The organism is Halomonas sp. (assembly GCF_033549285.1).
Taxonomy (GTDB): Bacteria; Pseudomonadota; Gammaproteobacteria; order Pseudomonadales; family Halomonadaceae; genus Halomonas.
Window position 1 is genome coordinate 19228 of sequence record NZ_JAWSUJ010000021.1, and the last position, 20827, is coordinate 40054.

Below are 20827 nucleotides of genomic sequence, written 5' to 3' on the forward strand. Positions count from 1 at the left end.
CGACTCAGCGGTCGAGGAAGGAGAGGTCTTCGTCGTGGCGGGCGGTGAGCACCTCCACGCCCGTCGCGGTGACCAGCAGGGTGTGCTCCCACTGGGCGGTCAGGCTCCTGTCCTTGGTCACGGCGGTCCAGCCGTCGCGCAGCACCTTGGTGCGATGGTCGCCGACGTTGATCATCGGCTCGATGGTGAAGCACATGCCCTCCTCGAGGGCGATGTCGGCCTCGGGGGCATAGCCGTCGTAGTGGAGGATCTGCGGATCCTCGTGGAAGCCGGCGCCGATGCCGTGCCCGCAGAAGTCGCGCACCACCGAGTAGCCGTTGGCCTCGGCGTGGGACTGGATGGCGCGGGCCAGTTCCGAGAGGTGTACGCCCGGGCGTACCAGGGCGATGCTGCGGTAGAGGCACTCCTGGGTGACTCGGCAGAGGCGCTCGCCCTGGATGGTCTCGCCGATGATGAACATCATGCTGGAATCGCCGTGATAGCCGTCGGCGGTCTTCACGGTGATGTCGATGTTCATGATGTCGCCCTTCTTGAGCTTCTTGGCGTCATCGGGAATGCCGTGGCAGACCACGTGGTTGATCGAGGTGCAGATCGACTTGGGAAAGCCGTGGTAGTCGAGCGGCGCCGGGGTGGAGCCCAGCTCATCGACGATATAGTCGTGGCAGAGCCGGTCCAGCTCGCCGGTGCTCACGCCGGCCTTCACGTGGGGGATGATCATCTCGAACACGCTGGCGGCCTGGCGGCCCGCCTCGCGCATCTTCTCGATCTCGTCGGGCGTCTTGATGGGTACGTTCATGGAATCTCGGATCAGGGGTGGTGTCGCCCGGATTACGGCGGGCTCGAGCATCGGACGACTTCATCTCGGAGGCCATCCATGGTATAAAGCTGCGCGCTTTCCTGCAATCGCGGAGCCGGCCGACCCGTCGGCGCCTCGGCGATAACCCGGAAGCGCGTTCAATCATCAATGCAATGCCTTGAAATCACACATGCACCGTCACATGGTCCCGGGTGCTGTCGGGTCGCTCCGACGGTCGGATCCATGGGGTGCGTGGAGGCCTAACCCGATTTTCCAGGAGTCATCCATGGCACACGTCAATATGCGTGACCTGCTGAAGGCAGGCGCTCACTTCGGTCACCAGACCAAGTACTGGAACCCGAAGATGAGCAAGTACATCTTCGGCGCGCGCAACAAGATCCACATCATCAACCTCGAGCACACCCTGCCGGCCCTCAACGAGGCCATCGACGTGGTCGAGAAGATGGCAGCGGCCAACAACAAGATCCTGTTCGTCGGCACCAAGCGCAGCGCGAGCAAGATCATCAAGGAAGAGGCCAACCGCGTCGGTCAGCCGTTCGTCAACCACCGCTGGCTCGGCGGCATGCTGACCAACTACAAGACCATCCGCGTCTCCATCAAGCGCCTGCGCGACCTCGAGACCATGCACGAGGACGGCACCTTCGAGAAGCTGACCAAGAAGGAAGTGCTGATGGCGACCCGCGAGCAGGACAAGCTCGAGCGGTCCGTGGGTGGTATCAAGGAAATGGGCGGCCTGCCCGATGCCCTGTTCGTGATCGACGTCGACCATGAGCGCATCGCCATCAACGAGGCGAACAAGCTGGGCATTCCGGTCATCGGCGTGGTGGATACCAACTCCGACCCCGATGGCGTCGATTACGTGATCCCGGGCAACGATGACTCCATCCGCGCCATCCAGATCTACGTCAAGGCCATCGCCGACGCCTGTGCCCGTGCGAAGGAAGGTCGTCCCGACGAGTTCGTCGAGGTCACCGAGGCCGAAGAGAGCCAGAGCGACGCCGCCGCCGAGTGATCGTCGGCCCGCCTGGGCCGGTCGCCGTGCCGCCACGCCGGTGGCGGCACGCCGGACAGGCGCAAGGGGGCTCAGGCCCCCTTTCTTCTCTTCTTTCCGCTACCCATTCCAGGTCGAACCATTCAGAGGACACTACCATGGCAGCTATCAGCGCCTCCCAGGTCAAGGAACTGCGCGAGCGTACCGGGCTCGGCATGATGGAGTGCAAGAAGGCACTCACCGAGACCGATGGTGACATCGAGCAGGCCATCGAGAACCTGCGCAAGAACTCCGGCCTCAAGGCCGCCAAGAAGGCCGGCCGCACCGCCGCCGAGGGCACCGTGGTCACCCGCGTGGCCGAGGACGGCAGCTACGGCGTGATGGTCGAGATCAACTCCGAGACCGACTTCGTCGCCCGTGACGACAACTTCAAGGCCTTCGCCGAGAAGATCGCCGATGCCTTCTTCGCCGCCAAGAGCGAGGACGTGGCCGCCGTCATGGACGGCGAACTCGAGACCGCCCGCGAGCAGCTGGTGCAGAAGATCGGCGAGAACATCGGCGTGCGTCGCAGCGTCGTGGTCGAGGCCGGCGAGGGCAACCTGGTCGGTGAGTACGTCCACGGTGGCCGCATCGGCGTGCTGACCGTGCTCAAGGGCGGCAACGCCGAGGTGGCCAAGGACGTCGCCATGCACGTCGCCGCCATCAACCCGGCCGTGGCCCGTCCCGAGGACATGCCCCAGGAGCAGCTGGACGCCGAGAAGGCGATCATCCTGGCCCAGCCCGACATGGCCGGCAAGCCCGAGCAGATCGCCGAGAAGATGGTCCAGGGCCGCCTGAAGAAATACTTGGCCGAGAACAGCCTGACCGAGCAGCCCTTCGTCAAGAACCCGGACCAGTCAGTGGCCGAGTTCGTCAAGGCGGCCGGCGGCGAGGTGGTCGGTTTCACCCGCTTCGAGGTGGGCGAGGGCATCGAGAAGGAAGAGGTCGACTTCGCCAAGGAAGTGATGGAACAGGCCAAGCGCAGCTGAGGTCGCAGGTTCCAGTGTGAAGATGGCGTGCGCGCGAGCGCACGCCTTCGCGTATCCGGCCGGTGAATCCGGCCATCCACCAGGTCCCAAGCGTCGAGAACCCGGGAGATACCCCATGACCAGTGCCGATCACCCCGCCCCCAGCAAGCCCGAGAAGACCCGCGCCGAGGTGTCCAAGTACAAGCGCATCCTGCTCAAGCTCTCCGGCGAGGCCCTGACAGGGGATGCCGAGTTCGGCATCGACCCCAAGGTGCTGGATCGCCTGGCGCTGGAGATCGGCCAGCTGGTGGGGATCGGCGTCCAGGTCGGCATCGTGGTCGGCGGCGGCAACCTCTTCCGTGGGGCGGCCCTGCACGAGGCGGGCATGGATCGGGTCACGGGTGACCACATGGGCATGCTGGCCACGGTGATGAACGCCCTGGCCATGCGCGACGCCCTGGAGCGCTCCAACATCCGCTCGCGGGTGATGTCGGCGATTCCCATGAGTGGCGTGGTGGAGCACTACGACCGCCGTACCGCCATCCGCTACCTGACCTCCGGCGACGTGGTACTGTTCTCGGCCGGCACTGGCAACCCTTTCTTCACCACGGATTCCGCGGCCTGCCTGCGCGGCATCGAGATCGATGCCGACGTGGTGGTGAAGGCCACCAAGGTCGACGGGGTCTACGACAAGGACCCGGTCAAGCACCCCGATGCGGTCAAGTACGAGCAGCTGACCTATGATGATGCGCTCGACCAGAAGCTCGGGGTGATGGATTTGACCGCCATCTGCCTGGTGCGGGACCATGACATGCCGGTGCGGGTCTTCAACATGAACAAGCCGGGTGCCCTGCTGAACCTGGTGGTGGGTGGCAAGGAAGGCACGCTGATTGACAGAGGGTGAGACAGTGATCGACGACATCAAGAAGGATGCGCAGAGTCGCATGAAGAAGAGCCTCGAGGCCCTTCACCAGAACTTCAACAAGATCCGTACCGGTCGGGCGCACTCCAGCATCCTGGATGCGGTGACCGTGGAGTACTACGGCAGCCAGGTGCCGCTCAACCAGGTGGCCTCGATCAACGTCGAGGACGCCAGGACCCTGAGCGTGGTGCCCTGGGAGCAGCAGATGGTGCCCAAGATCGAGAAGGCCATCATGACCTCCGATCTTGGCCTCAACCCGGCGAGCGCCGGCAACGTGATCCGCGTGCCCATGCCGATGCTCACCGAGGAGACGCGCAAGGGCTACATCAAGCAGGCCCGCCAGGAGGCCGAGCACGCCCGGGTGGCGGTGCGCAACGTGCGTCGCGATGCCAACGGCGATCTCAAGTCGCTGCTCAAGGAGAAGGAGATCACCGAGGACGAGCAGCACCAGGCCGAGGAGGCGATCCAGAAGCTCACCGACAGCATCGTCGCCGAGATCGACAAGGCGCTGGAGTCCAAGGAACACGACCTGATGCAGGTCTGATGACGGCGGGCGGCACCGGCGAGCGGCGCCGCCGGCGACGGATCGCCCCTCGGCGAACCGCGGGCCAGGCGTCCGTGGTTCGCCGGCCTTCATGCTCTTACCCGCCATGCGAGACACCATGACGTCACCGCAGTCTCCCCGCTCCGGGGTCAGCCCCGACGACGGGTCCACCGCCGGCGAGGCGCCCCTGCCGCGCCACGTGGCCATCATCATGGACGGCAACAACCGCTGGGCGAAGGCGCGTGGCCTGTCCGGCGTACGTGGCCACCATGCCGGCGTCGAGGCGGTGCGCGCCGTCATCCGCCGCGCCGCCGAGCGCGGCATCGAGACCCTCACGCTGTTCGCCTTCTCCAGCGAGAACTGGAAGCGGCCCGCCAGCGAGGTCAATGCCCTGATGGAGCTCTTCCTCATGGCCCTCAAGCGCGAGGTCAGGAAGCTCCACCGGCACGGCATCCGCCTCTCGGTGATCGGGGACCGCAGCGGCTTCTCCGCCTCGATCCAGAGGCATATCGCCAGCGCCGAGGCGCTGACGCGGGACAACACCGGCCTTCACCTGGTGATCGCCGCCAACTACGGGGGGCGCTGGGACATCGCCGGTGCCGCCCGGCGGCTGGCCGAGCGGGTCGCCGCCGGCGAGCTCGAGCCCGGGGCGATCGACGAACAGGCCCTCGACGATGAGGTGAGCCTGTCCGGGGACGCCCCGGTGGACCTGTGCATCCGCACCAGCGGCGAGCAGCGCATCTCCAATTTCCTGCTCTGGCAGATGGCCTATGCCGAGCTCCATTTCACCCCGGTGCTGTGGCCCGACTTCGACGGTGCCGCCTTCGACCGTGCCCTTGCCGACTTCCAGGGGCGTCAGCGGCGCTTCGGCATGACCGACGAACAGGTCGAGGCGCAGGATGCTTAGACAACGGATCCTCACCGCGGCCTGGCTGATTCCCCTGGCCCTGTTCGGCCTGTTCGGCCTGGAAGGGGAGGGGTTCCGGCTCTTCACCGCCGCCATCGTGCTGCTTGCCGCCTGGGAGTGGGCCAACCTCGCCGGCATCACCTCGCCGGGCCGGCGCCTGCTCCCGGTGGCGGGTCTCGCCGTGGTGATGGCGCTATTCTGGGCGAGCGGGGCCGTGCTTTCGGCCTGGCCGTTGTGGCTGGGCGCGCTGGGCTGGCTGGCCAACCTCTACTGGGTGACCGGCTACCCCGCGCGACTCGCGCAGTGGCAGTCGACCGGCATGCGTCTGGCGATGGGGCTCTGGGTGCTGCTGCCGACCTGGGTGGGCTTCAGCGTGCTGCGCGAGGGGGGTGCCGTCTGGCTGCTCTTCGTGCTGCTGCTGGTATGGGGCGCCGACATCGGCGCCTACTTCGTCGGCCGGGCCCTCGGTCGCCACAAGCTGGCCCCCAGCGTCAGCCCCGGCAAGACCTGGGAGGGCGTGGCCGGCGGCCTGGCCGTCACCTCGCTGCTGGCGGTCGGCTTCGCCGTCTGGCAGGGCCTCGGCGTCGCCGGCGGCCTGGTGCTGCTGCTGTCCACGGCGGTGGTGACGCTGGCCTCGGTGCTGGGCGACCTGCTCGAGAGCATGCTCAAGCGCCATCGCGGCATCAAGGACTCCAGCCAGATGCTGCCGGGCCATGGCGGGGTGCTCGACCGGGTCGACAGCCTGACCGCCGCGGTGCCGCTCTTCGCGCTGCTGCACGGGGGGCTGCTGTGACCCTGCGCCGCGTGACCGTGCTGGGCGCCACCGGCTCCATCGGCACCAGCACCCTGGACGTGCTCGGCCGCCACCCGGAACGCTACCGGGTGCATGCCCTGACCGCCCATCGCTCCCGGGAGGCGCTGCTGGCCCAGTGCCGACGCCACCGTCCGGCCCTGGCCGTGCTCGATACCGAGGAGGATGCCGCCTGGCTGCGCGGGGAACTGGCCGAGGCGGGGCTCGCCACCGAGGTTCGCGCGGGCGCCGAGGCGCTGGTCGAGGTGGCCGAGGCCCGCGAGGTGGATACCGTGATGGCGGCCATCGTCGGTGCCGCCGGCCTGCTGCCGACGCTTGCCGCGGTGAGGGCCGGCAAGCGGGTCCTGCTGGCCAACAAGGAGGCCCTGGTGATGTCCGGGGCGCTGTTCATGGACGCCGTGACGCGTCATGGGGCGACCCTCCTGCCCATCGATTCCGAACATAATGCCATCTACCAGTGTCTACCCGTCGAGCATCGTGGCGGCCTGGGGCGTCACGGGGTGACCCAGCTGCTGCTGACCGCCTCGGGCGGCCCCTTCCGCGGCTGGTCGCGGGATGCCCTGGACCGCGTGACCCCGGACCAAGCCTGCGACCATCCCAACTGGTCCATGGGGCGCAAGATCTCGGTGGACAGCGCCACCCTGATGAACAAGGGGCTCGAGCTGATCGAGGCGTGCTGGCTCTTCGATGCCCGTCCCGACCAGGTGCAGGTGGTGGTGCACCCCCAGAGCGTGATCCACTCCATGGCGGCCTACAGCGACGGCTCGGTGATCGCCCAGCTGGGCAATCCGGACATGCGTACCCCCATCGCCTACGGACTGGCCTGGCCGGAGCGCATCGACGCCGGGGTGGAGGCGCTGGACCTCTTCCGGGTCGCGCGGCTCGACTTCGAGCCCGCCGACGAGATGGCCTTTCCCTGCCTGCGCCTGGCTCGGGAGGCCATGGCCGCGGGCGGTACCGCTCCGGCGGTGCTCAATGCCGCCAACGAGGTGGCGGTGGAGGCCTTCCTGGCCGGCCGTCTCGGCTTCACCGAGATCGGCGAGCTGGTGGCCCGGGTTCGCGATGAGCGCCCGGTCTCCCCGGCCGGGGACCTCGAGACCATCCTCGAGGCCGATGACCTCGCCCGGCGGGCGGCACACGCCTGGCTGGCGCGGCAATGACGCCCGCGCCTTCACGCAGTTGACTGCAAGGAGATTGCCTTGGGCCTGATCCAGAACGTGCTGGCCGTGATCGTGGTGCTCGGCCTCTTGATCACCTTCCACGAGTTCGGTCACTTCTGGGTGGCCCGGCGCTGCGGCGTGAAGGTGCTGCGCTTCTCGGTGGGCTTCGGCAAGCCGCTCTGGTCGCGCCGCGACCGCCACGGCACGGAGTTCATGGTGGCCGCCATCCCGCTGGGTGGCTACGTGAAGATGCTCGATGAGCGAGAGGGCCACGTCGATCCCGCCGAGCGGCATCAGGCCTTCAACAACAAGACGGTCTGGCAGCGCATCGCCGTCGTCGCGGCCGGCCCGCTGGCCAACTTCCTGCTGGCCATCGTCGCCTACTGGGCCCTGTTCGTGGCCGGTACCACCACGGTGGCACCGGTGATCGGCAGCGTGGCGCCGGACTCCCCGGCGAGCCGTGGCGGCCTCGAGGCGGGGCAGGAGATCACCGCGGTGCGCGGCGAGGCGGTGCGCTCCTGGGACGAGATCAACCTCAAGCTGGTCGCGGCCATCGGCGAGAGCGGCGAGCTCGAGGTGCAGGCCCGGGACGAGGCCACCGCCGACCCGCAGACCTATCGCCTGCCGGTGCAGGACTGGCTGGTGCGCCAGGATCCGCCCCGGCCGCTGCCGAGCCTGGGGCTGACCCCCTGGCAGCCCGAGATCCCGGCGGTGCTGGGCCAGGTGGTCGAGGGCGAGGCGGCCGCCGAGGCCGGCCTGCGCGTCGGCGACGAGGTCGTCGCGGTGGACGGCGAGCCGGTAGCGGACTGGATGGCCTTCGTCGACCGGGTCCGCGCGAGCCCGGGTGAGCCCCTCGACCTCGAGGTGCTGCGCAACGGCGAGCGCCTCGAGGTCACCGTCACGCCCGGCCGCAACGAGCTGCAGGAGGGTGTGACCATCGGCTACATCGGCGCCGGCGTCGAGGCCGTCAGCTGGCCCGATGAGTACCGTCGAGAGATCCGCTACGGCCCGCTGGCCGCCGTGGGCCAGTCGCTTTCGCGTACCGGCGAGATGACGGTGCTGACCCTGGGGGCCATCCGCAAGATGGTGGTGGGGCTGATCTCGCCGTCGAACCTCTCCGGGCCCATCACCATCGCCCGGATCTCCGGCGACTCGGCCCGCGCGGGCCTGGAGAGCTTCGTCAGCTTCCTGGCCTACCTCTCGATCAGCCTGGGGGTGCTCAACCTGCTGCCGATCCCGGTGCTCGACGGCGGCCACCTGCTCTATTACCTGGTCGAGGTGGTGCGCGGTCGCCCGGTGTCCGAGCAGGCCCAGGCCGTGGGCCTGCGCATCGGCCTGGCGCTGGTCGGCACCCTGATGTTGATGGCGCTCTATTTCGACCTGATGCGGCTCTGGTAGCCGGGCGCCGGCTTGTCAGTGGCCAGTACAAATGTATAAGGTGCCTGTCTGGACAGGACGGCAGATCAACGCGAGCGAATCGACTGCATGAAAATCAAGACCATCGGACTGGCGGCGCTGCTGCTCGTGGGTGCCCAGGCGGCACAGGCACAACCTTTCGACGTTGCCGACATCAGGGTTGAGGGGCTGCAGCGGGTCTCCCCCGCCTCCGTGTTCAATGCCTTTCCTGTCAGCGCCCGCGATCGGGTGGACGAGCGCGAGCTGGCCGAGGCGGCCCGCGAGCTCTTCGCCACGGGCCTGTTCGAGGACGTCAGCCTGGCCCGCGAGGGGGATGTGCTGATCATCCAGGTGGTCGAGCGCCCGACCATCGCGCGCCTCAACATCGAGGGCAACAACCAGATCCCCGACGAGGACCTGCGCAACGGCCTCAAGCAGGCCGGGCTCGATGAGGGCCAGGTGCTGCAGCTCTCCACCCTCGAGGAGATCCAGCGCGAGCTCGAGGGGGTCTACCAGTCCCAGGGGCGCTACAGCGCGCGGATCGAGACCTCCGTCGAGGAGGTCGGCGAGGGCCAGGTCCAGGTCAACATCGACATCGACGAGGGGGCGGTGGCCAAGATCCGCCAGATCAACATCGTCGGCAACCGCGACTTCACCGATGACGAGTTGCGCGAGGTCTTCGAACTCGACGACAGGCCGGGCTGGTTCTTCGGCTGGTTCTCCAGCGACGAGTACTCCCGCGAGGCCCTGTCCGGCGACCTGGAGCGGCTGCGCTCCTTCTATCTGGACCGCGGCTACGTGAACTTCAACATCGAGTCCTCCCAGGTCTCGATCAGCCCCGACAAGTCGCGGATCTTCGTCACCGTGAACATCGACGAGGGGCGGCAGTACCGGCTGGGCGACATCCGCTTCGCCGGCGACCTGCGCATCCCCGAGCGCGAGGCCCGTGAGTTGCTCGCGGTGGAGACCGGCGAGATCTTCTCGCGCAGCGACGTCACCGCCTCCTCGGAGGCCCTGCGCTCGCGGCTGGGGGCCGAGGGCTTCGCCTTCGCCAACGTGGACGGCATTCCCGAGGTCGCCACCCGCGGCGACACCGTGGACCTGACCTTCCGCATCGAGCCGGGCCGCCGGGCCTACGTGCGGCGCATCGAGTTCGCCGGCAACACCACCACCCAGGACGAGGTGCTGCGTCGCGAGATGATCCAGATGGAGGGCGCGCCGGCCTCCACCGAGTCGATCAGCCAGTCGCGCCAGCGCCTCGAGCGCCTGGGCTTCTTCAAGCAGGTCGACGTGGAGACGCGCCCGGTGGCCGGCGAACCCGACAAGCTGGACGTCACCTACACCGTGGAGGAGCAGCCCTCCGGTTCGATCTCGGCGAGCATCGGCTTCTCCCAGAGCGCCGGGGTGATCTACGGCGCCTCGCTGTCCCAGAACAACTTCCTGGGCACCGGCAACCGGGTCAACCTCGGTGCCCAGCGCAGCGACACCTTCACCAGCCTCAACTTCGGCTTCACCGATCCCTACTGGACCCTGGACGGCATCTCGCGGGGCTACAACCTCTACTACCGCGAGACCGACTACGAGGACTCCGATATCTCGACCTTCTCTACCGACGCCTACGGTGGGGGCATCAACTTCGGTTATCCGATCAACGAGCTGACCCGCCTGAACTTCGGGGCCTCTGTCGAGGACCTGACCCTCAGGACTTTCCGCGATACACCGGCCGAGATCATCCAGTATGAGGAGGATCAGGGTAGTGACGCCCAGAGCCTGAAGCTCACCGCCAGCTGGACCCGCAACAACCTCAACCGCGGCATCATGCCCACCGCCGGCAACTACCAGCGTCTGTCGCTGGAGAGCGCGGTGCCGGGCAGCGACGCCGAGTACTACAAGCTGCGCGCCAGGGCCCGCCAGATCTTCCCCCTCAACGAGGAGCAGACCTGGGGGCTGAAGTTCAGCGGCGAGCTGGGCTACGCGGACAGCGTCGGCGACGACCCCTATCCGTTCTACGAGAACTTCTTCTCGGGCGGCCTGGGCTCGGTGCGCGGCTTCACCGGCAACACCCTGGGGCCGGCCACTACCGAGCGCAACGGTGGCGACGACCGTACCTTGGGCGGCAACGTGCTGGTGGAGGGCAGCGCCGAGGTGCTCTTCCCGGTACCCTTCGTCGAGGACCAGCGCTCCCTGCAGGCCTCGCTGTTCCTGGATGCCGGCAACACCTTCCTGACCGACTGCTACGACGTGCCCGAGGGGTTCACCTCGTCCTGCGAATCCGGCGTCGACCTGGGCGAGCTGCGCTACAGCGCGGGCGTCGGCCTCTCCTGGCTGACCCCGGTGGGGCCGCTGACCTTCAGCGTCGCCGAGCCTCTCAATGACAAGGACGGTGACGACACCCAGTTCTTCCAGTTCTCGCTCGGTCAGACCTTCTGATCCGGCCCCCTATCGAGGAGTCCCCCGTAATGCGCAAGCTCTCCGCCGCCCTCTGCCTCAGCCTGCTGGTCGCCGTCACCCTGCCGGCCCAGGCCGAGGAGGTGGCCGTGCTCGACTGGCGCGCCGCGCTGATGGAGACCGACGCCGCCCAGCGTTCCATGAACGAGCTGCGCAACCGCCTCGCCGGCCAGCAGCAGGAGGCCGAGTCGCTGGGCCAGGAGCTTCAGCAGATGCAGCAGCGCCTGCAGCAGGGCGAAAGCATGACCGAGACCGAACGGCGCACGGCCATGCAGGAGTTCCAGCGCAAGGGCCAGCGCTTCGAGCAGCTGCGCCAGGAGATCGGCCAGGCGCGCCAGCAGTCCGAGCAGCAGTTCCTCCAGGAGGCCGAGCCCAAGCTGGATCAGGCCGTCCAGCGGGTCATCGACCGTCACGGGGTCGAGGTGCTGGTGGACCCGAACGGCGTGCTGCATTCCGAACGGGAGCTGCAGAACCTGACCGGGGAAGTCACCGAGATCCTCAATACCCTCTACTGAGCCGGCCGCCCCACGACAGCGAGTCCCCATGAACCAAGACGCCCGAACCCTCACACTGGCCGAGATCGCCGAGCGCCTGGGAGCCCGCCTCGAGGGGGACGGCGGGCGGCAGGTGAGTGGCCTGGCCACGCTCCGGGAGGCCGAGCCGGACCAGGTGGCCTTCCTCGCCAATCGCGCCTACCTCAAGGACCTGCCGGGCACCCGGGCGGCGGCGGTGCTGCTGGCCCCCGGCCATGCCGAGAGCTGTCCGGTGGCGCGCCTGGAGATGGACAATCCCTACCTCGGCTACGCCGAGCTGTCGCGGCTCTTCGATCCCCTGGCCGGGCGCACCCCGGCCGGCATCCATCCCACGGCGGTGGTCGCCGACAACGTCCGCCTGGGGGCGGACGTCGCCATCGGCCCCCAGGCGGTGATCGAGCCGGGCGTCGAGCTGGCTGACGAGGTGGTCGTCGGCCCGGGCTGCGTAGTGGGCGCCGACTCGCGCATCGGCGCCGGGTCGCGGCTGCACGCCAATGTCACCGTCTGCCATGGCGTGGTGATCGGGGCCCGGGCCATCCTGCACAGCGGCTGCGTGATCGGCGGCGACGGCTTCGGCTTCGCCCACGACGGCGCGCGTTGGCACAAGATCGCCCAACTGGGCGGCGTGGTGCTGGGCGACGACGTCGAGGTGGGCAGCTGCTCGAGCATCGATCGCGGCGCCCTCGGCGACACCCTGATCGGCGATGACGTCAAGATCGACAGCCAGGTACAGATCGCCCACAACGTGCAGATCGGCGACCACAGCGCCCTGGCCGGCTGCGTGGGCATCGCCGGCTCCACCCGGGTGGGCCGCCACTGCATGCTGGGGGGCGGGGTGGGGCTCTCCGGCCACCTGACCATCGCCGACGGGGTGCAGGTCACCGGCATGAGCCTGGTGACCAACTCGATCCTCGAACCCGGCATCTACTCGTCGGGGACCGGCGCCATGGACAACGCCCAGTGGCGCCGCAACGCGGTGCGCTTCAAGCAACTCGACGATATCGCGCGGCGCCTGGCGCGGCTCGAGAAGGCCGGCCGCAGCGGTTGAGGCCGCGTCGCAGGGCGGTATAATCCACCGCCTGTCTCTGCCGGCCCCTGCTGCCGGCCATGCCCCTCCCCGGACGGGCATCCTGTCATTTCAGAGGTCGCTACGATGGTAATGGACATCAACGAGATTCGTGAGTATCTGCCCCACCGCTACCCCTTCCTGCTGGTGGACCGGGTGACGGAGATCACCCTGGGCGAAGCCATCGTTGCCTACAAGAATGTCAGCATCAACGAGCCCTTCTTCAACGGCCACTTCCCGCACCACCCGATCATGCCCGGGGTGCTGGTGGTCGAGGCGCTGGCCCAGGCCTGTGGCATCCTCGGTTTCAAGACCGTCAACAAGCTGCCCGCCGACGGCTACGTCTACTACCTGGTGGCCAGCGACAACGTGCGCTTCAAGCGCCCGGTGATGCCGGGCGACCAGCTGGTGCTGGAAGCCAGGGTCGAACGCACCAAGCGCGGCATCTGGAAGTTCGCCTGCCGGGCCACGGTGGACGACGAGCTGGTCTGCGAGGCCGACATCACCTGCGCCGAGAGGAAGGTCGCTTGATACACCCCACCGCCCTCATCGATCCCGCGGCACGCCTGGCCGACGATGTCGAGGTCGGGCCCTTCACGGTGATCGGGCCCGATGTCGAGATCGGGCCCGGTAGCCACATCGGCCCCCATGTCGTGCTCAAGGGGCCCACCGTGCTGGGCGCGCGTACCCGCATCTTCCAGTTCGCCTCGGTGGGCGAGGACTGCCAGGACAAGAAGTATGCGGGGGAGCCGACACGCCTGGTGATGGGCGACGACAACGTCATCCGCGAGGGGGCCACCCTGCATCGCGGCACCGCCCAGGATCGCGGCGAGACCACCATCGGCTCGCGCAACCTCTTCATGGCCTATGTCCATGTGGGCCACGACTGCGTGATCGGCAACGACTGCATCCTGGCCAACCAGGTGACCCTCGCCGGCCATGTGCACCTGGGTGACTTCGTCATCCTCGGCGGGCTCTCGGCCATCCACCAGTTCTGCCACTTCGGCGAACACGCCATGGCCGGCGGCGGCTCGATCATCACCAAGGACACCCCGGCCTACGTGATGATCAACGGCAACCCGGCCCAGGTCCATGGCCTGAACCTGGTGGGGCTCAAGCGCCGCGGCTTCTCCAAGGAGGCCATCCGTGCGCTGGGCGAGGCCTACAAGCTGGTCTACCGCCAGGGGCTGACCACCGAGCAGGCCCTGGTCCAGATCCGGGAGCGCTTCGCGCTGCCCGAGACCGAGGCCTTCGTCGCCTCCATCGAGGCCTCGACTCGCGGCATCATCCGCTGAGCATGGCAGCGTCATGACGGTCCGGCGCGTCTACCTGGTCGCGGGCGAGCTCTCGGGCGATATCCTGGGGGCCGGCCTGATGCGGGCGCTGAAGGCGCGTCATCCGGGGGCCGAATTCCGCGGCATCGGCGGCCCTCGCATGATCGCCGAGGGCATCGACAGCCGCTTCCCCCTGGAGACCCTGTCGGTCATGGGCCTGGTCGAGGTGATTCGTCACCTGCCCGGCCTGGTCCGGGTGCGGCGCGAACTCAGGCGCGATGCGCTGGCCTGGCAACCCGATATCATGGTCGGCATCGATGCCCCGGACTTCAACCTCGGCCTGGAGCGGCAGCTGCGCGAGGCGGGCCTCACCACCGCCCACTACGTCAGCCCCTCCGTCTGGGCCTGGCGCCAGGGGCGGGTCAAGGGCATCGCGAGGTCGGTCGACGCCATGCTCACCTTCCTGCCCTTCGAGGCGGCCTTCTATGCGCGCCATCGGGTCCCGGTGGCCTTCGTCGGCCACCCGCTGGCCGATGAGCTGCCGCTGGCCAACGACCGCGCGGCCGCGCGTGCCGAGCTGGGCCTGCCTGCCGATGGCCCGGTGCTGGCGGTGCTGCCAGGCTCCCGGGCCAGCGAGATCCGCTTCCTGGGCGAGACCTTTCTCGCCGCCGCCGAGCGGCTATGTGCCGAGCGTCCCGGCCTGCGGGTGGTGGTCCCGGCGGCGACGCCGGCGCGCCGCGCCGAGCTGGAGGAGCTGATTGCCAAGCATCCCGCCCTGGCGGACCGCCTCGCCCTGGTCGATGGCCGGGCCCGGGAGGCGATGGTGGCAAGCGACGCGGTGCTGCTCGCCTCGGGCACCGCGGCCCTGGAGGCGATGCTCTGCCACCGCGCGATGCTGGTCGCCTACCGGATGGCGCCCATGACCCACTGGCTGGCCAGGCGACTGGTGAAGACCGAATGGATCTCGCTGCCCAACCTGATCGCCCGGGATAGCCTGGTGCCGGAGCTGATCCAGGACGCGGCCACCCCCGAGGCGATTGCCGAGCGCCTGGGCGAGATGCTCGACGATGACGCGGGGCGGGCGGCCCTGGAGGCGCGCTTCGCCGCGATGCATGCCGGCCTGCAGCGGGACGCCAGCCGCCGGGCGGCCGAGGCCATCGAGGCGCTGGTCGCAGGCAGGCCGCTGCCCGAGAGCGTCGCCCCGGCGCTGACCGAGGAGGTGGCGCCATGACGGCAAAAGCGTGTGCGAGAGGCAAAGGGGGCCGCGAGCTGCCGCCGCTCTCGATCGACTATGCCGGCGAGCGCCTGGCCGGGGTCGACGAGGTGGGGCGAGGCCCGCTGGTTGGCCCGGTGGTCGCCGCCGCGGTGATCCTCGACCCGGCGCGCCCCATCGCGGGCCTTGCCGACTCCAAGGTGCTCACCGCGCGGCGTCGCGAGGCCCTGGCGCTCGAGGTCCGCGACCGGGCACTGGCCTGTGCCGTGGCCGAGGCGTCGGCCGCCGAGGTGGACGCGCTCAATATCTACCATGCCACGCACCTCGCCATGCGCCGTGCCATCGATGCCCTGGTGCCGGCGGCCGAGTACCTGCTGGTGGACGGCAATCGCCTGCCCGGGCATCATGTGCCCGGCCAGGCGGTGGTCAAGGGCGATGCCCGCCATCCGGCCATCGCCGCCGCCTCGATACTGGCCAAGGTCGCCCGTGACGCGGGCATGGTGGCCCTCGATGCCCGGCATCCCGACTACGGCTTCGCCCGCCACAAGGGCTACCCGACCCGCGAGCACCTGGCCGCCCTGGAACGCCTGGGGCCGCTGCCGGAGCACCGCCGCTCCTTCGGTCCGGTAAAGCGCCAGCTGGCACTGTTCTAGGTCGCTCAAGCGGCACCACGAGAGGCGCCGGGAGCAGGCCGAAGAGGAGGTCCTATGCCAGGGGTGAGGAGCATCGCTCCGAACGGGCTGGCCAGGATGGCCAGCACCGGACCTGCAAGCGGAGCGGGACGCGAGAGCGCAGCAGGGCATCGGTAGCGCCCAGGGAGGGGTTCACAGCGCCTCCTCGACGGTCCGGCGCTCCGGGGCCTGCTTCCGGGATAGCCTCGAACTTCCTGTACTGATCATCTACTGCCAAGCCCCGAGCCCTTTATGACCACGCCCTTCGTTCATCTTCGCGTTCACAGCGAGTTCTCCCTGGTCGACGGCCTGGTGCGTCTCAAGCCGCTGGTCCAGGCCGCCGTGGACCAGGGCCTGCCGGCCCTGACGCTGACCGACGAGGCCAACCTCTTCGGCCTGGTCAAGTTCTACAAGGGCGCCCAGGGCGCGGGCCTCAAGCCGATCATCGGCAGCGACCTCTGGCTGGCCAACCCGCATGACGAGGGGCATCCCTATCGCCTGACGCTGCTGGCCATGGACGAGACCGGCTATCGCAACCTCACCGAGCTGATCTCGCGGGGCTGGATGCACGGCCAGCGCCAGGGCCAGGCGCTGCTCGACAAGGCCTGGGTGCTCGAGCAGAGCGCGGGGCTGATCGCCCTCTCCGGTGGCCGGGAAGGGGAGGTCGGCCGCCACCTGCTCAGCGACCATCACGACGAGGCCCGCGCCCTGCTCGAGGAGTGGAACGCCGCCTTCCCGGGACGCTTCTACCTGGAGCTGACCCGCACAGGCCGGGCGCTGGAGGAGGAGTGCGTGCACCTCTCGGTGGATCTGGCCGTGGAGACCGGCACCCCGGTGGTGGCCACCAACGACGTGCGCTTCCTCGCCCGCGAGGACTTCTGGGCCCACGAGACCCGGGTGTCCATCGGTGAGGGCAAGGCGCTGGACGACAAGCGCCGCGAGCGCCGCTATACCGAGGAGCAGTACCTCAAGAGCCCCGAGGAGATGACGGAGCTGTTCGCCGATATCCCCGAGGCGCTCGAGAACAGCGTGATGATCGCCGCGCGCTGCAACGTGGAGGTGCGCCTGGGCGAGATCTTCCTGCCGGAGTTCGAGATTCCCGAGGGCATGACCCAGGACGGGTACTTCCGCAAGATCTCCCACGACGGCCTCACCGAGCGGCTGGACGTCCTCTATCCGGTGGAGCGCTATCCGCGCGACGGGGCGGAGTATGCCGAGATCGATGCCCGCTATCGCAAGCGGCTCGACTTCGAGCTCGACATCATCATCCAGATGGGCTTTCCCGGCTACTTCCTGATCGTGATGGACTTCATCCAGTGGGCCAAGGACAACGATGTCCCGGTGGGGCCGGGGCGCGGTTCCGGTGCCGGCTCGCTGGTCGCCTACGCCCAGAAGATCACCGACCTCGACCCCATCGGCTACGACCTGCTGTTCGAGCGCTTCCTCAACCCCGAGCGGGTCTCGATGCCCGACTTCGACGTCGACTTCTGCATGGAGAAGCGCGACCGGGTGATCGACTACGTGGCCGACCGCTATGGCCGCGACGCCGTCTCCCAGATCGTCACCTTCGGCACCATGGCGGCCAAGGCGGTGGTGCGCGACGTGGCGCGTGCCCAGGGCAAGCCCTATTCACTGGGCGACAAGCTCTCCAAGCTGATCCCCTTCGAGGTGGGCATGACCCTCGCCAAGGCGCTGGAGGCCGAGCCGGCGCTCAAGGAGTTCCTCGACAACGACGAGGAGGCCGCCGAGATCTGGGAGATGGCGCTCAAGCTCGAGGGCATCACCCGCGGCACCGGCAAGCATGCCGGCGGCGTGGTGATCGCGCCGACGAAGCTCACCGACTTCTCGCCGCTGCTCTGCGACGAGGACGGCAACGGCCTGGTGGTGCAGTTCGACAAGAACGACATCGAGGAGGCGGGGCTGGTCAAGTTCGACTTCCTCGGCCTGCGCACCCTGACCATCATCGACTGGGCGCTGGAAATGGTCGACAAGGTGCGTGCCACCGAGGGCCAGGGGCCGCTGGACATCGACACCATCCCGCTGGATGACGTGCCGACCTTCGAGATGCTCAAGAAGGCCGAGACCACGGCGGTCTTCCAGCTCGAGTCCCGCGGCATGAAGGAGCTGATCAAGCGCCTGCTGCCCGACTCCCTGGAGGACATGATCGCCCTGGTGGCATTGTTCCGCCCGGGGCCCCTGCAGTCGGGGATGGTCGACGACTTCATCAACCGCAAGCATGGCCGGGCGGAGATCTCCTACCCGCACCCGGACTACCAGCACGAGCTGCTCAAGCCGGTGCTCGCCCCCACCTACGGCATCATCCTCTACCAGGAGCAGGTGATGCAGATCGCCCAGGTGATGGCGGGCTACTCGCTGGGCCAGGCCGACATGCTGCGTCGTGCCATGGGCAAGAAGAAGCCCGAGGAGATGGCCAAGCAGCGCGCCGGCTTCATGGAGGGCTGCGCGGCCAACGGCATCGACAAGGACCTCGCCGGCAACATCTTCGACCTGGTGGAGAAGTTCGCCGGCTACGGCTTCAACAAGTCCCACTCGGCGGCCTATGCGCTGGTCTCCTACCAGACCGCCTGGCTGAAGGCCCACTATCCCGGGCCCTTCATGGCGGCGGTGATGTCCACCGAGATGGACAACCTCGACAAGGTGGTGCCGCTGATCGAGGAGTGCCGCCACCTCTCGCTCACGGTGACCCCGCCCGACGTCAACGTTGGCGGCTACAAGTTCACCGTCGATGACCAGGCGCGGGTCGTCTATGGCCTGGGGGCGATCCGCGGGGTCGGCGAGGGCCCGATCGGCGCCATCGTCGAGGCCCGGGAGGCGGGCGGCCCCTTCGAGGACCTCTTCGACTTCTGCCGCCGGGTCGATCCCAAGCGCATGAACAAGCGCACCCTGGAGGCGCTGATCCGCTCCGGTGCCCTGGACAACCTGGGGCCGAGCCGTGCGGTGCTCAGCGCGGCCCTGGAGGACGCCCTGAAGGCGGCGGTCCAGACCCAGACCAACCAGAACCTGGGGATGATGGACATGTTCGGCGAGGCCTTCGTCGACGAGTCGGCCGGGGATGCCTACGCCGACTACCGCCGGGTCCGGGAGTGGAGCGACAAGGAGCGCCTCGCCGGCGAGAAGGAGACCCTGGGGCTCTACCTCACCGGCCATCCCATCGACGAGTACGAGGGCGAGCTCGCCCGCTTCGTCTCCACCCGCATCAGTGATCTCAAGCCCTCCCGCGAGCCCCAGCGGGTGGCGGGCCTGGTGGTCGGCGTGCGGACCATGAAGTCCAAGCGCGGCGATACCATGGCCTTCATCACCCTGGACGACCGCACCGGGCGCATCGAGGCCTCGCTGTTCGGCGAGCTCTATGACCAGCTGCGTGGCCGCCTCGAGGCCGACCAGGTGATGATCGTCGAGGGCGAGGTCGCAAGCGACGACTACTCCGGCGGCCTGCGCCTGCGCGGCAAGGAGGTCACGCCGATGGTCGAGGCGCGCAGCCGCTTCGGCCAGGCGGTGGAGCTCTCCCTGGACGGCGGCCGCCTCAACGGACGCCTGGTGGACTCCCTGCGTGCCAGCCTCGCGCCCTTCTGTAACGCTGAAGGCCTGCCGGTGCGGCTGCGCTACCGCAATGCCGAGGCCTCGGGCTGGCTGGAGCTCGCCGAGGAGTGGCGCGTCACCCCAAGCGACGAACTGCTGACCGGCCTGCGCGAGGTGCAGGGCCAGGATGGGGTAAGACTGAAGTATCGGTAAACGGGCCGTGGCCTTCAGCATGCCCGCGAGGGGCCGCCGGGGGCAGGCCGTAGAGGAGGTCCTACGCCAGGGGTGAGGAGCATTGCTCCGAACGGGCTGGCCATGGATGGCCAGCACCGGCCCTGCAAGCGGAGCGGGACGTGAGAGCGCCGCAGGGCGTCGGTAGCGCCCAGGGAGGGGTTCACAGCGCCTCCTCGCAGGCCTTCCGCCGGATCAGCCCCGAGCAGTCGATGTGTCGCCTTGCGTGGCGCGTTGAGGGTGCGATAATGCCAGCCACTTCTCATTTTTCGCGCCGCGCCTGGCCTCGACGTGCAGGGCGGTGAAACACCACAAGGCCTCCCGCCAATGAATCCCAACTATCTCGACTTCGAACAGCCCATCGCCGAGCTGCAGGCCAAGATCGAGGAGCTGCGGCTGGTCGGCAACGACAGCCAGGTCAACCTCAGCGACGAGATCGGCCGTCTCGAGGAGAAGAGCCGCAAGCTCACCGAGTCGATCTTCAAGGACCTGAGCCCCTGGCAGGTCTCGCAGCTCTCGCGCCATCCCCAGCGCCCCTACACCCTGGACTACCTGGAGCACGTCTTCAGCGACTTCGACGAGCTGCACGGCGATCGCAAGTTCGCCGACGATGCCGCCATCGTCGGCGGCGTGGCGCGCCTGGACGACAAGCCGGTGATGGTGATCGGCCACCAGAAGGGGCGCGACGTCCACGAGAAGGTGCGCCGCAACTTCGGCATGCCGCGCCCCGAGGGCTACCGCAAGGCCTGCCGCCTGATGGAGATGGCCGAGCGCTTCAAGATGCCGGTACTGACCTTCATCGACACCCCGGGAGCCTATCCCGGCATCGATGCCGAGGAACGCGGCCAGTCCGAGGCCATCGCCTACAACCTGGCGGTCATGTCGCGCCTGCGCACGCCGATCGTCGCCACCGTGGTCGGCGAGGGCGGCTCCGGCGGGGCGCTGGCCATCGGCGTCTGCGACGAGCTGGCCATGCTGCAGTACTCCACCTACTCGGTGATCTCCCCCGAGGGCTGCGCCTCCATCCTCTGGAAGAGCGCCGAGAAGGCCTCCGATGCCGCCCAGGCCATGGGGATCACCGCCGAGCGCCTCAAGGAGCTGGGGCTGGTCGATACCCTGATTCCCGAGCCCCTGGGCGGCGCCCACCGCCACCCGGTGACCACCGCCGAGCGGATCAAGGCGTCGCTGCTGGCGAGCCTCGACCGCCTGGAGGCGATGGACACGGACCAGATGCTGGCGCGTCGCTACGAGCGCCTGATGAGCTACGGGGCGCCTGCCTAGGGGGCCTGCCTGGATT

The 20827-nt window shown here is 68.5% G+C and carries 18 protein-coding genes; 17 read left to right on the forward strand and 1 reads right to left on the reverse strand.

Going from position 1 to position 20827, the window contains the following annotated elements; translation table 11 throughout:
• Positions 1-4: 4 nt before the first annotated feature.
• Entirely contained in the window at positions 5-796 is a 792-nt protein-coding gene (map, locus tag SCI24_RS06755; protein ID WP_282815809.1) for a type I methionyl aminopeptidase, read from the reverse strand.
• 286 nt (positions 797-1082) lie between these two features.
• Here map and rpsB point away from each other — a divergent pair, with 286 nt between their 5' ends.
• The 17 genes from rpsB (at position 1083) to accA (ending at position 20811) form a co-directional block, all read left to right on the forward strand.
• Positions 1083-1829 carry a 30S ribosomal protein S2 gene (rpsB, locus tag SCI24_RS06760; protein WP_318724654.1) on the forward strand — a complete coding sequence of 249 codons (747 nt, stop codon included), beginning with the start codon at positions 1083-1085 and terminating at the stop codon, positions 1827-1829.
• Positions 1830-1966: 137 nt separating this feature from the next.
• Positions 1967-2836 (forward strand): translation elongation factor Ts, encoded by an 870-nt coding sequence (tsf, locus tag SCI24_RS06765; protein WP_318724655.1) that lies wholly within the window; start codon positions 1967-1969, stop codon positions 2834-2836.
• 115 nt (positions 2837-2951) lie between these two features.
• Positions 2952-3719: a UMP kinase gene (pyrH, locus tag SCI24_RS06770; RefSeq protein ID WP_106231405.1), complete on the forward strand. Its 768-nt coding sequence runs from the start codon at positions 2952-2954 to the stop codon at positions 3717-3719.
• A 4-nt stretch (positions 3720-3723) separates the two neighbouring features.
• Positions 3724-4281, forward strand: a complete 558-nt coding sequence (gene frr / locus SCI24_RS06775; protein ID WP_318724678.1) for a ribosome recycling factor — start codon at positions 3724-3726, stop codon at positions 4279-4281.
• A 118-nt stretch (positions 4282-4399) separates the two neighbouring features.
• Positions 4400-5188, forward strand: coding sequence for a polyprenyl diphosphate synthase (gene uppS / locus SCI24_RS06780; protein ID WP_318724657.1), 789 nt, complete (start codon positions 4400-4402; stop codon positions 5186-5188).
• On the forward strand, positions 5181-5981 hold the full coding sequence (locus tag SCI24_RS06785; RefSeq protein WP_318724658.1) for a phosphatidate cytidylyltransferase: 801 nt from the start codon (positions 5181-5183) through the stop codon (positions 5979-5981). The genes uppS and SCI24_RS06785 overlap by 8 nt, the downstream gene beginning before the upstream one ends.
• Before the next feature lie 2 nt (positions 5982-5983).
• A complete protein-coding gene (gene ispC / locus SCI24_RS06790) occupies positions 5984-7159 on the forward strand; it encodes a 1-deoxy-D-xylulose-5-phosphate reductoisomerase (protein ID WP_318724679.1) in 1176 nt (391 codons plus the stop codon).
• 39 nt (positions 7160-7198) lie between these two features.
• Positions 7199-8557 carry a sigma E protease regulator RseP gene (rseP, locus tag SCI24_RS06795; RefSeq protein ID WP_318724659.1) on the forward strand — a complete coding sequence of 453 codons (1359 nt, stop codon included), beginning with the start codon at positions 7199-7201 and terminating at the stop codon, positions 8555-8557.
• An 87-nt stretch (positions 8558-8644) separates the two neighbouring features.
• On the forward strand, positions 8645-10984 hold the full coding sequence (gene bamA, locus SCI24_RS06800) for an outer membrane protein assembly factor BamA (RefSeq protein ID WP_318724660.1): 2340 nt from the start codon (positions 8645-8647) through the stop codon (positions 10982-10984).
• A 29-nt stretch (positions 10985-11013) separates the two neighbouring features.
• The gene (locus SCI24_RS06805; RefSeq protein WP_318724661.1) at positions 11014-11517 is read left to right on the forward strand and encodes an OmpH family outer membrane protein; all 504 of its coding nucleotides are present in this window, start codon (positions 11014-11016) and stop codon (positions 11515-11517) included.
• 28 nt (positions 11518-11545) lie between these two features.
• Positions 11546-12583: a UDP-3-O-(3-hydroxymyristoyl)glucosamine N-acyltransferase gene (gene lpxD / locus SCI24_RS06810; protein ID WP_318724662.1), complete on the forward strand. Its 1038-nt coding sequence runs from the start codon at positions 11546-11548 to the stop codon at positions 12581-12583.
• 105 nt (positions 12584-12688) lie between these two features.
• Positions 12689-13132, forward strand: coding sequence for a 3-hydroxyacyl-ACP dehydratase FabZ (fabZ, locus tag SCI24_RS06815; protein ID WP_318724663.1), 444 nt, complete (start codon positions 12689-12691; stop codon positions 13130-13132).
• Complete coding sequence (lpxA, locus tag SCI24_RS06820) at positions 13129-13896, forward strand: acyl-ACP--UDP-N-acetylglucosamine O-acyltransferase (protein WP_318724664.1); 768 nt, start codon at positions 13129-13131, stop codon at positions 13894-13896. Before fabZ ends, lpxA begins: the two co-directional genes overlap by 4 nt.
• Positions 13897-13909: 13 nt before the next feature.
• Positions 13910-15106 (forward strand): lipid-A-disaccharide synthase, encoded by a 1197-nt coding sequence (lpxB, locus tag SCI24_RS06825; protein ID WP_318724665.1) that lies wholly within the window; start codon positions 13910-13912, stop codon positions 15104-15106.
• Positions 15103-15741: a ribonuclease HII gene (rnhB, locus tag SCI24_RS06830; protein ID WP_318724666.1), complete on the forward strand. Its 639-nt coding sequence runs from the start codon at positions 15103-15105 to the stop codon at positions 15739-15741. Before lpxB ends, rnhB begins: the two co-directional genes overlap by 4 nt.
• Before the next feature lie 270 nt (positions 15742-16011).
• Positions 16012-19512 carry a DNA polymerase III subunit alpha gene (dnaE, locus tag SCI24_RS06835; protein ID WP_318724667.1) on the forward strand — a complete coding sequence of 1167 codons (3501 nt, stop codon included), beginning with the start codon at positions 16012-16014 and terminating at the stop codon, positions 19510-19512.
• A gap of 345 nt (positions 19513-19857) precedes the next feature.
• Positions 19858-20811, forward strand: coding sequence for an acetyl-CoA carboxylase carboxyl transferase subunit alpha (accA, locus tag SCI24_RS06840; protein ID WP_318724668.1), 954 nt, complete (start codon positions 19858-19860; stop codon positions 20809-20811).
• Positions 20812-20827 lie beyond the last annotated feature (16 nt).

Coding starts and splice junctions, on each gene's coding strand:
- uppS (WP_318724657.1), top strand. CDS start 4,400: ATGACGTCACCGCAGTCTCCCCGCTCCGGGGTCAGCCCCGACGACGGG.
- SCI24_RS06785 (WP_318724658.1), top strand. CDS start 5,181: ATGCTTAGACAACGGATCCTCACCGCGGCCTGGCTGATTCCCCTGGCC.
- rnhB (WP_318724666.1), top strand. CDS start 15,103: ATGACGGCAAAAGCGTGTGCGAGAGGCAAAGGGGGCCGCGAGCTGCCG.
- lpxB (WP_318724665.1), top strand. CDS start 13,910: ATGACGGTCCGGCGCGTCTACCTGGTCGCGGGCGAGCTCTCGGGCGAT.
- SCI24_RS06805 (WP_318724661.1), top strand. CDS start 11,014: ATGCGCAAGCTCTCCGCCGCCCTCTGCCTCAGCCTGCTGGTCGCCGTC.
- rpsB (WP_318724654.1), top strand. CDS start 1,083: ATGGCACACGTCAATATGCGTGACCTGCTGAAGGCAGGCGCTCACTTC.
- bamA (WP_318724660.1), top strand. CDS start 8,645: ATGAAAATCAAGACCATCGGACTGGCGGCGCTGCTGCTCGTGGGTGCC.
- accA (WP_318724668.1), top strand. CDS start 19,858: ATGAATCCCAACTATCTCGACTTCGAACAGCCCATCGCCGAGCTGCAG.
- lpxD (WP_318724662.1), top strand. CDS start 11,546: ATGAACCAAGACGCCCGAACCCTCACACTGGCCGAGATCGCCGAGCGC.
- pyrH (WP_106231405.1), top strand. CDS start 2,952: ATGACCAGTGCCGATCACCCCGCCCCCAGCAAGCCCGAGAAGACCCGC.
- map (WP_282815809.1), bottom strand. CDS start 796: ATGAACGTACCCATCAAGACGCCCGACGAGATCGAGAAGATGCGCGAG.
- fabZ (WP_318724663.1), top strand. CDS start 12,689: ATGGTAATGGACATCAACGAGATTCGTGAGTATCTGCCCCACCGCTAC.
- dnaE (WP_318724667.1), top strand. CDS start 16,012: ATGACCACGCCCTTCGTTCATCTTCGCGTTCACAGCGAGTTCTCCCTG.
- tsf (WP_318724655.1), top strand. CDS start 1,967: ATGGCAGCTATCAGCGCCTCCCAGGTCAAGGAACTGCGCGAGCGTACC.